At 65.1% G+C, this 13,061-nt stretch carries 12 protein-coding genes; 9 read left to right on the top strand and 3 right to left on the bottom strand.

Going from position 1 to position 13,061, the window contains the following annotated elements:
* Positions 1-11: 11 nt before the first annotated feature.
* The 4 genes from E3T50_RS06540 (at position 12) to E3T50_RS06555 (ending at position 5,222) form a co-directional block, all read left to right on the top strand.
* A complete protein-coding gene (locus E3T50_RS06540; RefSeq protein ID WP_134551132.1) occupies positions 12-848 on the top strand; it encodes a glycosyltransferase family 2 protein in 837 nt (278 codons plus the stop codon).
* Positions 845-3,097 (top strand): hypothetical protein, encoded by a 2,253-nt coding sequence (locus E3T50_RS06545; RefSeq protein WP_134551133.1) that lies wholly within the window; start codon positions 845-847, stop codon positions 3,095-3,097. The genes E3T50_RS06540 and E3T50_RS06545 overlap by 4 nt, the downstream gene beginning before the upstream one ends.
* A 95-nt stretch (positions 3,098-3,192) precedes the next feature.
* Complete coding sequence (locus E3T50_RS06550) at positions 3,193-4,185, top strand: glycosyltransferase (RefSeq protein WP_241990799.1); 993 nt, start codon at positions 3,193-3,195, stop codon at positions 4,183-4,185.
* Entirely contained in the window at positions 4,182-5,222 is a 1,041-nt protein-coding gene (locus tag E3T50_RS06555; protein WP_134462443.1) for an NAD-dependent epimerase/dehydratase family protein, read from the top strand. Before E3T50_RS06550 ends, E3T50_RS06555 begins: the two co-directional genes overlap by 4 nt.
* Here E3T50_RS06555 and rfbA read toward each other — a convergent pair.
* Positions 5,177-6,049 (bottom strand): glucose-1-phosphate thymidylyltransferase RfbA, encoded by an 873-nt coding sequence (rfbA, locus tag E3T50_RS06560; protein WP_134551134.1) that lies wholly within the window; start codon positions 6,047-6,049, stop codon positions 5,177-5,179. The two genes, E3T50_RS06555 and rfbA, sit on opposite strands and share 46 nt — an antisense overlap.
* A gap of 1 nt (position 6,050) precedes the next feature.
* Positions 6,051-6,671, bottom strand: a complete 621-nt coding sequence (locus E3T50_RS06565) for a dTDP-4-dehydrorhamnose 3,5-epimerase family protein (protein ID WP_134551135.1) — start codon at positions 6,669-6,671, stop codon at positions 6,051-6,053.
* 134 nt (positions 6,672-6,805) lie between these two features.
* Here E3T50_RS06565 and E3T50_RS06570 point away from each other — a divergent pair, with 134 nt between their 5' ends.
* The 5 genes from E3T50_RS06570 to E3T50_RS06590 all read left to right on the top strand — a co-directional run bounded on the left by E3T50_RS06570 (position 6,806) and on the right by E3T50_RS06590 (position 11,658).
* Positions 6,806-7,648: a glycosyltransferase family 2 protein gene (locus tag E3T50_RS06570; RefSeq protein ID WP_134551136.1), complete on the top strand. Its 843-nt coding sequence runs from the start codon at positions 6,806-6,808 to the stop codon at positions 7,646-7,648.
* 75 nt (positions 7,649-7,723) lie between these two features.
* The gene (gene rfbB / locus E3T50_RS06575; protein ID WP_134462431.1) at positions 7,724-8,710 is read left to right on the top strand and encodes a dTDP-glucose 4,6-dehydratase; all 987 of its coding nucleotides are present in this window, start codon (positions 7,724-7,726) and stop codon (positions 8,708-8,710) included.
* Position 8,711: 1 nt separating this feature from the next.
* Entirely contained in the window at positions 8,712-9,560 is an 849-nt protein-coding gene (gene rfbD / locus E3T50_RS06580) for a dTDP-4-dehydrorhamnose reductase (protein WP_134551137.1), read from the top strand.
* The gene (locus E3T50_RS06585) at positions 9,560-10,525 is read left to right on the top strand and encodes an FkbM family methyltransferase (RefSeq protein ID WP_134551138.1); all 966 of its coding nucleotides are present in this window, start codon (positions 9,560-9,562) and stop codon (positions 10,523-10,525) included. The genes rfbD and E3T50_RS06585 overlap by 1 nt, the downstream gene beginning before the upstream one ends.
* A complete protein-coding gene (locus E3T50_RS06590) occupies positions 10,522-11,658 on the top strand; it encodes a glycosyltransferase family 4 protein (protein WP_134551139.1) in 1,137 nt (378 codons plus the stop codon). The genes E3T50_RS06585 and E3T50_RS06590 overlap by 4 nt, the downstream gene beginning before the upstream one ends.
* Positions 11,659-11,746: 88 nt before the next feature.
* Here the strand turns inward: E3T50_RS06590 and E3T50_RS06595 are convergent, their stop codons facing one another.
* The gene (locus E3T50_RS06595) at positions 11,747-13,048 is read right to left on the bottom strand and encodes an LCP family protein (RefSeq protein ID WP_134551140.1); all 1,302 of its coding nucleotides are present in this window, start codon (positions 13,046-13,048) and stop codon (positions 11,747-11,749) included.
* Between the last annotated feature and the right edge of the window lie 13 nt (positions 13,049-13,061).

The following is a 13,061-nucleotide window of genomic DNA, read 5'->3' on the forward strand; positions in this document are numbered from 1 at the left end:
GACAGGAACACATGACTGCGAAAGTATCGATCGTCGTCCCGGCATTTAACAATGCGGAGCACATCGAGGCGACGATGCGATCGATCATTGCCCAGAGCTTCACCGACCTTGAGATCATCGTGGCCGACCATGGGTCCACCGACGCCACGGTAGCGCGCCTGCAGCAGTTTCTGGCCGACCCGCGGGTGACTCTGCTTCAGACAGAGGCCGGCGGCGGCGCAGCGCGCAACTGGAACCGGGTGACGGACGCAGCCACGGCCCCGTTGCTCAAGCTCGTTTGCGGCGACGACCTTCTCTACCCCGACATCGTGGCTCGACAGGTGGGGGCTTTCGACGACGGCGTCGTGCTCGTCGCGTCGGGCCGGGACATCATCGATGCCCGCGCCAAACCCGTATTCCGCAATCGCGGGATCAACGGCCTCGCTGGCCGGCATCGCGGCGGCTTCGCCGTGCGGCGCACTGTTCGCGACGGCCTCAACAGTTTCGGTGAGCCTGCCTGCGTGATGATCCGCCGGTCTGTGCTCCAGTCCGTCGGCGGCTGGGCCCACGATGAGCAGTACCTCATCGACGAGGCGACCTACGTGAAGGTCCTCTTCGAAGGCGACTTCGTGGGCATCCCCGTCGCTCTCGCCGCATTCCGCCTGAGCGCGGAGCAGTGGAGCGTGCGCCTCGGACGCGACCAGGCGTCCCAAGCCACCGCGTTCCACCGTGCCTTGCTCGCGCGCAGGCCCGACGTCGTCTCACGCAGCGACGTGCGCATCGGGAATCTGCGGGCACGGGTCAACGCCGTGAGCCGCCGGGCTGTCTACGCGCTCCTCGGGCAGCGGATGACCGGGGTCACCGGATGACGCTCGCCCGGTGGGTGCGCCGGGCGAGCTCTCACACGGAGCTCCTGCTCTATCTGGCGACGGCGGCGATCACGGCCATGCTGACCGTCGTGTCGCTCCAGCTGTGGAAGGCGAACCTTGCGGTTCCGCTCAATTATTCGGGGGATGCGGTCTCCACGAGTGCGCATTTCAAGACGGTCATCGAGGAGGGCTGGTACGAATACCAGCCACGCCTCGGCGCCCCCTTCGGCCAGTTCTACAACGACTTCCCCACCGCCGACAACCTGCACCTGGTAGCAGCGAAGATCCTCGGCCTCTTCACCCAGGACTGGGCCGTCGCCCTGAACACCTACTATCTCGTGGGTTTCGTGCTCACGGCCATCGCCGCGGTCTGGTTCTTCCGCACGTGCGGGGTGTCGCTTGCGCTGAGCGGTGTGCTCGCAACGGTCTTCGCGCTCGCGCCGTACCATTTCCTGCGCGGCGAGGCACACCTCTGGCTCGCCTCCTACTACGGCATTCCGCTCGGCCTGGGGCTGCTCGTGCTGCTGCTGCGCGGCGTTTCGCTCTGGGGCAGGGGCACGTCGCCGAACCCGGTTCTCTCTTGGCTGTTCTCGCCCACCGCCCGCACACTCTTGTGGATCGGAATCCTCGCCACATCGTCGTCGTACTATGCCATCTTCTTCCTTGTGCTGTTGGCCTTCACCGGCCTCTCTGTACTGGTGCGCGACCGTGCCTGGCGTCCGTTCTGGGCCGCAGCCACCGCGGGCGTCGTCACAGTGCTGGTGATGCTCGCCAACATGCTTCCCGACCTAATTTACGCCTGGCAGAATGGCGCCAATCCGGGCGGGCTTGATCGCGGGCACGCCGAAACGGAGGGCTACGCCCTCAAGCTCGCGGCGCTTCTCTTGCCGTGGTCAGACCACCGCATCGGGTTCCTGCGCGCCTTTCGCCAACAGTATGACTCGAGCTATCCGCTCGCGAGCGAGCTGCCAGCCTTCGGCCTGATCGCGGCCGTCGGCTTCATCGGTGCCGTCATTATCCTGTTGCTTCTTCTCGTGACTCGCCGCCGCCCCTGGAATAGCGCACCGTCCTGGGATCTCGTCTCCGGTCTGGCAGCGCTCATCCTCGTAGGCTTCCTGTTCTCCACGATCGGGGGCCTGTCTACGTTCATCTCTTTCGCCACCAGCAGCTTGCGTGGCTGGAACCGGATGTCGATCGTGCTCGCATTGCTCAGCCTCGGCGTACTCGGCCTCCTGCTCGACAAGGCGCTCGCCCGCTGGTTCTCCCGGCACGAATGGCGGCCGGGCGCCCGGCGCGTGACCGTGGGCGTGCTCTGCGTCGGGCTGCTGGGCGTGGCGTTCGTTGATCAGACGCCGAGCGACGCTTCGGCCACCTACGCTTCGACCGAGAAGCAGTTCGCCGCGGACCACCTGTGGTTCAGCGCGGTAGAAGCAAGCTTGCCGGAGGGTTCCGCGGTATTGCTCCTGCCCTATCTCCCGTTCCCGGAAACTCAGGCTGGGAACGGTTTCATCGCCTCCAACCAACTTGTGCCCTACCTGCAGACCACAAACCTGCGCTGGTCGAACGGCGGCATCAAGGGCAGGCCGACGGCCGACTGGCCTGGGCAGCTGTCGAACTATTCACACGCCGACCTCGCGACGCTCGCTGCAACGGCCGACATGGCGGGGATCATGATCCAGCGCGCGGCCTTCACCGACGGCGGTGCTGCGGTCGAAGCCGCGCTCGCGGCCTCTACCGGACACGCCGCTCGGGTGAGCGCCGACGGGCAGTATGCGTTCGTCGATCTGCAGGGCATCCGGGCCGACCTCGCCGACACGACGTCGTCGACCACGCTTGGGGCTGCCGCCGAGCTCGTCACCATCCCCGTGACCGCCTATCCCACCCCGTCGCTCGGTTCTGCCTTCGACGAGGATGAAGTGTCCATCCTCGTGAGCCGTCGCCTGCCGGCCTCCTTCGTGGTTGCCAACGCCGGTGCCCAGCCCGTGCCGGTCACCGTCACGTTCGACGTGGTAAGCGAGGTCGAGAGCGGAAGCACGACGGTGTCGTTCCCCGGCGGTGGACGACAGGTACAGCCATATACGGATCACACGGCAACGTTCACCCTCGCCTTCACAGCACCGCCGGACACCGCACCGGTCGACATCGCGGTCGTCGATGCCGTCGGCGGCCCCGTCAGGAGCGCAAAAGTGGTGCACCTGACCGTGACACAGGATGCGCTGTCCGCATACCTCAGTGGGTCGACACGCTGACCCCCTCCATCCGAAGTCGGGCAATCCCGGCCTCCCGAGCATGAAACCTGATTGTGACACCACCAGAGATTGAACCAGGCACGACGGCTGAACCCGTGGAGCGTCCGCACGAACTGTCCGTGGTCATCCCCGTGTACCAGGGCGAGGCCACGCTGGCCGCCATCATGGCCGAAATCGAATGCCTCACCTCGGTGACCGTCTCCCCCGACGGCTACCCCTTCGTCGTGCGCGAGGTGCTCCTCGTGTGCGACAACGGCCCGGATGACTCCGCCCGCGTCATGCGCGAACTGGATGCCCAGTACGGTTTCGTGCGCGCCGTCTGGTTGAGCCGTAACTACGGCCAGCATGCGGCAACCCTCGCCGGAATGGCGTCGTCCGGAAACGAGTGGATCGTCACTCTCGACGAGGACGGCCAGCACGATCCCGGCGACATCGGTGGACTCCTCGACACAGCCATGCGCGAGCAGGCCTCGGTGGTCTACGCCAAGCCCACAAATCCGGCGCCGCACGGTTACCTGCGCAATTCGGCGAGCAGCACAGCGAAATGGCTACTCACCAAGCTCTTCTCCGGATCGAATGCACCGGATTACCAGAGCTTCCGCCTGATCCTCGGCAGCATCGGTCGAAGCGTCGCCGCTTATTCCGGTTCCGGTGTATACCTCGACGTGGCCATGGGATGGGTGGCCGGCACCGTCGTCACGTCGCCGGTTCGACTGCGTGACGAGGGCGACCGACGCTCCGGATACTCCACCCGACGCCTGTTCTCCCACTTTTGGCGAATGATCTTGTCGAGCGGCACGCGCGCCCTGCGCTTCGTGAGTATTTTGGGCGTCGTCGTCGGCGCGGCGGGCGCGGCGGTGGCGCTCTTCATTCTCGTTTCGCGCCTGGCGGGCAACGAGGTCCCCCAGGGGTGGGCGTCGACGATCGTGATCGTGCTGCTGGGCTTCGGTGCCGTGCTGTTCTCGCTTGGCGTTATCGCCGAGTACATCGGTATCAACGTGAATATGGCCATGGGCAAGCCGCCCTATCTCATCACCACCGATCCGGCTCATGGGCCGCTCGGACGTCGTCACCCGCGCGTGCCGTGACAAAGACCGCGTGGGTCATCGGCGCGAGGGGAATGCTCGGGCGGGCCACCTCGACCCGGCTGCGGGAGAGCGCCGGCTGGTCGCTCATCGACGCTGCTCCGGTGTGCTGGCAGGACGACGCGGCCCTTGAGGCCTCGGTAGCCCGGTCGATGCGGGAGCTTCTCGCGTGCGCTGCTTCCGGCAACAGGGACGGGCTGGGCGGCGACTGGGCCGTTTTCTGGACGGCTGGGACCGTCGTGACCTCAAGCCCGGCCACGGACATGCAGGGCCAACTGCACCAGTTCCGCCTGGCACTCGACGTGATCGCGCGGGAGGCGCACGGGCATCCGCTCTCGGCACAAGGCTGCGTGTTCTTCGCGTCGTCGGCCGGTGGCGTGTACGGCGGATCGGTCGATCCGCCGTTCACCGAACACACGGTGCCGGTACCGATCTCGCCCTACGGCCGGTTCAAACTCGACGCGGAGGCCGTCCTCGCCGATTTCTCGCGGCGCACGGGAATCTCTGCACTCTCCGGGCGCATCTCCAACCTGTACGGGCCCGGCCAGAGCCTCGACAAGATGCAGGGCCTGATCTCTCATGTCGCTCGAGCGCAGTTCACCGGGGCGCCCACCTCGATCTATGTTCCCCTGGATACCCTGCGCGACTACATCTTCGTTACCGACTGTGCCGCTCTCATCGTGGATTCCACCGGGCGTGCCCTCGACGTGGCCCGGTCGACGGGAACCGTGGCGGCCACGAAGAACCTGATCTCCGGGCACGCGGTCACGATTAGTTCCCTGCTCGGCTATTTCCGCATCCTGGCGAAGGGGAATGCGCGGGTCATGCTCGGAACGTCGTCGTCGGCCGCGTTCCAGGCGCTCGACCTGCGCCTGAAAACCGTGGTCTGGCCCGACCTCGACGACCGGGAGCAGGAAACCCTGCCCGCCGGCATCATGGCGACCATGACGGACATTCTCGCCGGCATCCAGCGGGGAACGGCTGCCCCATCAGCTCAGGCGGGCGTGCCCGACAGCAAGCCCGCGAGGTACCGCCCGTAGCCACTCTTCTGGAGCGGCTCAGCAAGCTCGGCCAAACGGTCGTCATCAATCCAGCCCGCACGCCAGGCGATTTCCTCGATGCAGCCGATCTTGAAACCCTGACGGTCTTCGATGACGCGCACGTATTCGCTTGCCTGCATCATGGATTCAAAGGTGCCAGTGTCAAGCCATGCCGTTCCACGGTCGAGGACCTGCACGCGGAGCTTGCCGCGATCGAGATATTCCTGGTTGATGGTTGAGATTTCGAGCTCACCGCGGGCGCTTGGCTTGATCGTTTTCGCGATCTCAACGACATCGTTGTCATAGAAGTAGAGTCCCGGCACGGCATAGTTGCTCTTCGGAACCGCCGGTTTCTCTTCGATCGATACGGCCCGGAAATCACCGTCGAACTCCACGACTCCGTAGGCCGCCGGATCCGCGACGTGATACGCGAAAATGACGGCACCCTCGATCTGCGAATTACCCCGCAGGGCCGTTCCGAGGCCGGCACCGTGGAAGATATTGTCACCCAGAACGAGCGCGACGCTGTCGTCGCCGATGAAGTCCTCACCGATCGTGAATGCCTGGGCGAGTCCGTCAGGCGACGCCTGCACGGCGTACTCGATGGACAGGCCCAGATCGGATCCGTCCCCGAACAGTGCCCGGAATTGGCTGGCATACTCTGGCGTCGTGATGATGAGTATCTCGCGGATACCGGCCATCATGAGCGTTGATAGCGGGTAATAGACCATTGGCTTGTCATAGATCGGCATGAGCTGCTTGGAGATGCCTTTGGTGATCGGCCAAAGTCGGGTTCCCGACCCTCCGGCCAGAATAATCCCCCGCATGTCAGGCCTTCCCCATCGATGATGTCGTGAGCGAGTCGTAGAAGGCTCGCGATTCGTCCCAGGTCGGCAGCAGGCCCGAGGCTGCCGCGTGTTCCAGCGAGGGGCCGTCGGTGTCCTTCGGAGACAGCAGCGGCACTCCGGCTTCGGGCGGGAAGACGAGGTCGATGTCGGCGTCCAACGGGTTGATGCCGTGTTCGCGGGTCGGGTTGAACGTATCGGAGACCAGATAAGTGACGATCGCGTCGTCCGTCAACGACACGAAGGCGTGCCCGAGGCCTTCGGCCAGATACACGCTGCGACGGTCGACGTCATCGAGCAGCACGGAATCCCATTGGCCGAAGGTGGGCGATCCGACCCGGATATCGATGACGTAATCGAGTACGGCGCCGCGAACGGCAGTCACATACTTGGCCTGGCCCCGAGGAATGCTGGCGAAATGAATGCCCCGCACCACGCCTTTTCGCGAGACCGACAGGTTCGCCTGGCGAAGATCAAGCGCGTGGCCGATCGTTTCTTCAAGCCGGTCAAAGCGGTACCATTCCAGGAAAACCCCCCGGTCATCGGCGTGTTGCTTTGGGGTCAACTCGTAGGCATCTGGGATCTTCAGTTCGCGAATCTGCACGCCCAGAAGTCTACACAGGGGCCGTCCCGGTAGAATTGATAGGTCTTCTTCTCGATCGGAACGGTATCAGCACGCATGACACATGAACGCAACGGCGATCGCGTCACCGCGCCCGCCCGCGAAACCACACGCCCATGATCGCCGTGGTCACTGTGAGTCACGGGTCCGACGAGGTCCTGCGACCGTTCCTGGCCAGTGTGGCAGGCGCCAGCCGCCAGCCGCTTCGGGTCGTCGTGGTCGACAACAAGCCGCTCGGAAGCGAAGCGCGTGCAATCGCCGCCGAATTCGGCGCCGAGTACCTGAGCGATACGAACCGTGGCTACGGCCACGGCATCAATACCGGTGTCGCCAGCCTGCATGAAACGCCAGCCTGGGTTCTCATCTGCAATCCTGACCTCGTGCTGGCGCCCGAGTCCATCGACATTCTTCGCGCCATCGGGGAGTCTGATCCGTCCATCGGCGCTGTCGGACCACGAATCCTGAACGCGGACGGGACCACGTACGCATCGGCACGCGCGCTGCCCTCAATCCGCACCGGAGTGGGGCATGCCCTGTTCGCCAACGTGTGGACCTCCAATCCCTGGACCCGCCGTTATCTCCAAGGCAACGGCGGAGAACCACACCGGCGAGACAGCGGGTGGCTGTCCGGGGCGTGCCTGCTGATTCGCGGGTCGACCTTCGTGGAGCTGAACGGTTTCGACGACAGCTATTTCATGTATTTCGAGGATGTCGACCTGGGCTATCGAATGCAGCAGGCGGGACATCGATGCGTGTACGAGCCCCTCGCCGCCGTTACCCATACCGGCGCCCACTCCACGCAGGCCGAGTCGGCACGTATGCTCGCTGCGCATCACGAGAGCGCCAACAGGTTCCTCTCCCGCAAGTACCACGGTGTTCTGCTGTGGCCCTTGCGACAAGCGATTGCGGTCGGCCTGTGGGTGCGTTCTCGGTTCCAGCAGCGTCGCGGCACGCACTGAACCTGCCGCCGGAACTTCCACCGACGTTCCAGTAGAATCGGCGGGTCCCCTCAGCCAACGAAACGGTACCTCCTTATGAAGATCCTCGTCACCGGTGGAGCTGGCTTTATCGGCTCCAACTTTGTTCGCCGCACCATTGAAGACGCCTACCCAGGCCTCGAAGGCGCTGAGGTTGTCGTTCTTGACGCACTGACCTATTCCGGCAACCGGGAGAACCTCGCACCCATCGCGCATTCGCCGCGCTACTCCTTCGTACACGGCGATATCCGTGACGCCGCCCTACTCGATACGTTGTTCCCCGGCCTCGACGCTGTCGTGCACTTCGCCGCTGAGTCCCATGTCGACCGATCGGTGCGGGACGCCTCGATTTTCGTCGAGACCAACGTGCTCGGCACCCAGCAGCTGCTCGACGCGGCGCTGCGCCATGACCTGGCCCGTTTTGTGCACGTCTCCACCGACGAGGTGTACGGCTCCATCGCCGAGGGGTCCTGGAACGAAGAGCGGGCGCTCGAGCCCAATTCCCCCTACTCCGCATCAAAGGCCGGCAGTGACCTGCTCGCCCGCAGCTACCACCGCACGCACGGCCTGAATGTGTCGATCACGCGCTGCTCGAACAACTACGGGCCGTACCATTTTCCCGAAAAAGTTATTCCGCTGTTCGTCAGCAACCTGATCGATGACCGGCACGTTCCCCTGTATGGCGAGGGCAACAACATTCGCGATTGGCTGCACGTTGACGACCACACCCGTGCGATCGCCATGGTGCTCGTCGGCGGTCGCGCCGGTGAGATCTACAACATCGGCGGCGGCACCGAGCTGACCAACACGGAGCTCACCCAGCTGCTGCTGGACTCCACTGGCAAGGACTGGTCGTACGTCGACCGGGTCGCCGACCGTCTCGGCCACGACCTGCGCTACTCGGTGGACATCTCGAAGATTCAAGCCGAGCTGGGCTATTCTCCCGAGGTTCCGTTTGAGCAGGGCCTGGCCGACGTGGTGCAGTGGTACCGCGACAACCGCCAATGGTGGGAGCCGCTCAAAGCGATAGCGGCGCTGGGATAGCATGACCCGTTTCCTGATTACCGGAGCCAACGGCATGCTCGGCCGCGATCTGCAGGCGGCTTTGGTGGGCCAGAACGTGACCGCACTTGGCCGAATCGACCTCGACGTGACCGATCTGTCGGCCGTCACCGATGCCGTCGCCGGGCACGACGTGGTCATCAATTGCGCCGCCTATACCAAGGTTGACGACGCCGAATCGAACGAAGACACGGCCTACCTCGTGAACGGCGTGGGCGCTCGAAATCTGGCGGTAGCGGCGTCCGCTGCCTCGGCCCGCCTCGTTCAAGTCTCCACCGACTACGTCTTCGACGGTACGGCCACCACGCCGTACCCGGAGGACACCCCGCGCCACCCGATCTCGGCCTACGGCCGCACGAAGGCTGCCGGCGAGGAATTCGTGCTCGCCGAGAACGGCGCCCGCAGCTTCATCGTGCGCACTGCCTGGCTCTACGGTCGACATGGCCCCAACTTCGCCCGTACCATGCTGCGCCTGGCCGCCAACCACGACACGGTGAGCGTCGTCAACGACCAGCTCGGCCAGCCCACCTGGACCGTCGATCTCGCCGCGCAGATTGTGTTACTGCTGCACGCGGATGCCCCGGCTGGCATTTACCACGGCACCAACTCCGGCGTCGCGTCCAAGTTCGACATGGCCCAGGCCGTGTTTACCTCGGCCGGTCTTGACGCGGAGCGCGTACTGCCCACGGACAGCTCGGCCTTCGTTCTCCCGGCCCCTCGGCCCGCGTACTCCGTGCTCGGGCATGAATCGTGGGCGAGTGCCGGCCTCGTTCCGATGCGCGACTGGCGTGCCGCCCTCTCGGGCGCCCACTCGGCCGGCGCGGTGTCCTGATGAATGAGCCCGACACGTTCCTGTCCCACGCCCAGAATGGCGAAGACGTGGTGTTGTGGCGCGCGCTGGGCCACATCGAACACGGCGTCTATATCGACGTGGGCGCCAATGATCCCTCCGACGATTCCGTCACCCGCAGCTTCTATGACCGTGGCTGGACTGGCATCGCCGTAGAGCCGAATTCTGCGTTCGCGGCCAAGTTCCGAGCGGAACGTCCCCGGGATCAGGTGGTGGAGGCCGTCGTGACCGACAGCCCCGACGCCTCGATCACGCTCCATGTGATCGACGGTACCGGGCTGTCGACGATCGTCGACTCCATCGGTGCCACACACTCCCAAACCGGGTTCGCGATCACCGATGTGGTCGTCGAAACTCGACGCCTCGACGACGTGATCGAGGCTTCGGGGCTCGGCGACGGCGACATCCACTTCCTGTTGATCGACACCGAGGGCGCCGAAAGGGCGGTGCTCGGCTCCATCGACTTCACCCGGTTCCGCCCCTGGGTGCTGGTCGTCGAGGCCACCGCACCGCGCAGCACGGAGCGCACGCACGGAGACTGGGAACCTGCCCTGGTAGCGGCCGGTTACATCTTCTGCCTGTTTGACGGGCTGTCCCGGTTTTATGTGGCCGCTGAACACAGCGCCCAGCTCCAGCCACTGCTCGACTATCCGGCCTGCGTCTTTGACCGCTACACGACCGTGGCCGGCGTACGCGCCGAGGAGGAGACGGAGCGCCTGCACAGCGCAGTGCGCGACGAGGCGCTCCGTGCCGACACTGTAACCGCTGAGCTCCGCGACGCGGTGCTCCGTGCCGACACTGCGACGGCTGAGCTCCGCGACGAGGCGGCCGAGCTGGCCCGGGTCGCTGCCGAACTCGTCCGCACGCGGCAGACCCTGTCCTGGCGTCTCACCCGGCCGCTGCGCTCGGTCCAACGAAACCTGCACCCGGGAGCGGACAAACGATGACAACCCTGCGCGTGATAGTGGATCAGATGATCGCGGCCGTTCCGGGCGGGATCGGCCGCTACACCGAGGAACTCACCCGCCAGCTCATATTGACGGCCCCGGCCGATTGTGATGTGGAGGGGATCGTGTCGGCGTCTTCACCCGACAAATACGATTCGATTCTGGCACGACTCCCGGGGTTGGCCAGCCTGCACAAGACCACTCTCCCGAGACGCGAGCTGGCCGCCGCGTGGCAGCTGGGCCTGACCGCGTCAACGGGTGGCGGCATGGTTCACGCCCCGAGCCTGTTGGCTCCCCTGCGCAAGCATGATCGGGTGCGCGATCGCACCCAGGTCGCAGTCACTATTCATGATGTCGTGCCCTGGACGCATCCGGAAACTCTCACCCCACGCGGGGTCACCTGGCACAAGGCCATGACGAAACGGGCCAGAAAACATGCGGATGTCATCGTCGTGCCCACTCACGCCGTAGCCGAGGCGCTGACGAACATCATTGACTTTGGCGACCGGGTGCGCGTGATCGGCGGCGCGGTCAGCAGCACCCTGGAGCTTCCACTCGATGCGGATGCCCGGGCGGCCGAACTCGGGCTTCCGAGCGAATTCATCCTCACCGTCGGCACGCTGGAACCGCGCAAGGGGCTGACACCGCTCATTACCGGCCTCGGCCTGCCCGGTGCACCGGACCTGCCGCTGTTGATCGTTGGCCCACAGGGCTGGGGCGACCTCGACGTGGCCGCGGTCGCCGACGAAGCCGGCCTACCGGAGGGACGCGTACGTGCACTCGGCTTCGTGAGCGACAGCGACCTTGCCCTGATGCTCTCCCGCGCGACAGTGTTCGTGTATCCCAGTCAGGCCGAGGGATTCGGCCTGCCCCTGCTCGAGGCGCTGAGCTTCGGCACGCCGGTCGTGCACTCCGACGCTCCCGCACTCGTTGAGGTGGCGGGAGATGCCGGATACGTCGTCGCGCTTGAGGATGCAGCCGGCTATCCGGAACGGCTCACGGCCGCGATTTCGACCGTTCTCGGCGACCAGGCACTTACTGCACGGATGCGCCTGCACGGCCTGGATCGTTCCAGGGCCTACAGCTGGCGCGACTCCGCCGAGCAGGTCTGGCAACTGCACGCCGATTTGTAGCAGTCGGTGGCTGGGTGTTTTCAGTCAGCCTGCGGTGGTTGAGGGCGAACGCAGCGGGCTCGACCAGTCTGCGGTCGGCTGTGACGCTTCAGGGCGTGGTGGTGGGCGCCGGGGCGAGAGCGGTGGCGATCAGGTCGTGGATGTGGGCGTAGTCAGGGTCTTCAGGGTCGACGGTCGGCGGGGTCAATGCCACGCGACTGATCGGGAGTTGCTTGGTTTTCGCACCAAGGTTGGTGAAGTATCCGAGCATGCCCTGCGGAATGTCGGTCTTGATGACCTGAGAACTGGACGCGGCGATTCCCTGGAATTTCGTCAGCACGTTTGCGGGACTGAACTGGTTGAGAACGGCCTCCTGCAATTGTGCCTGGCGCCCCATCCGGTCGTAATCACTCGTGGTATGCCGCGAGCGCGCATACCAGGTGGCCGTGGTTCCGTCCATGTGCTGAGCCCCCGGCTCGATCCAGCCCTCGACCTCTTTGAGCTGCTCGTCGCCACCAATCGGTAGGCGCTCAGTGACCGTGATGTCGACGCCGCCGAGGGCGTCGATGAGGTCGGAGAATCCGAGCATGTCGATGAGCACGTAGTACTGGATGGTCAAGCCGGTGATGCCCTGCGCCGCCTCGCGGGTGGCTTCGATACCCGGGGAACTACCCTCGGACACGGCGTTCGGATAGTACTCCGGGCGTTTCACCTCCGCCTCGGTGAAAATGGAGTTGAGCATGCAGGCCGACACGTCGCATCCGTCGATGGAACCATAGCCCTTCGGGTAGAGAGCGCCGAGTGAGGACCCGGTCGAGAACGGCACGTGCTCGAGGTTGCGCGGCAGGCTGATGGTTGTGGCCTGGCCGGTCGTGGCGTCGATGCTGATCACCGACAGGCTGTCGGGACGGAGACCAGCACGGTCGGCACCGGCGTCACCGCCGAGCAACAGGATGTTGTAGCGTCCGTCAACGGGCGGTTGGCTCGGACCGGCGACAAAGACGGAGGAGAGGAATCCGCTCGCGGAGGTGGCGACGAAGGCGCCGTAGCCGGCGGTACCGGTCACGAGGAGCATGAGCACCGTCGAGAACGCGGCGATGATTGGGCGGGCGCCCGGCGCGGCTCGACCCAACCTGATCAGGCTCAGGGTGTTGAGCGTGAGCAAGAGCCAGGTGACCGCGTAGAACGCGAGCACCGCGGCGGCGGCCCACAGGCCGATGGTGCTCGTGAACACGGTGAGTACGACCGCGGGCCAGAGCAGGTAGACGGCTCCGGCGATGATCCCGATCGTCACGAGGGTGAGAGTGGCGCCGAGACCGAACCGGCCGAGCCGGCGGTTACCGGCCAGCACCTGGGCAGAACCGGGAAGAACGAAATTGAGTACGACAAGCCACCATGCACGCGTCGTCATCACGCGTGCGGAG

This window comes from Cryobacterium gelidum (assembly GCF_004403985.1).
Lineage (GTDB): Bacteria > Actinomycetota > Actinomycetes > Actinomycetales > Microbacteriaceae > Cryobacterium > Cryobacterium gelidum.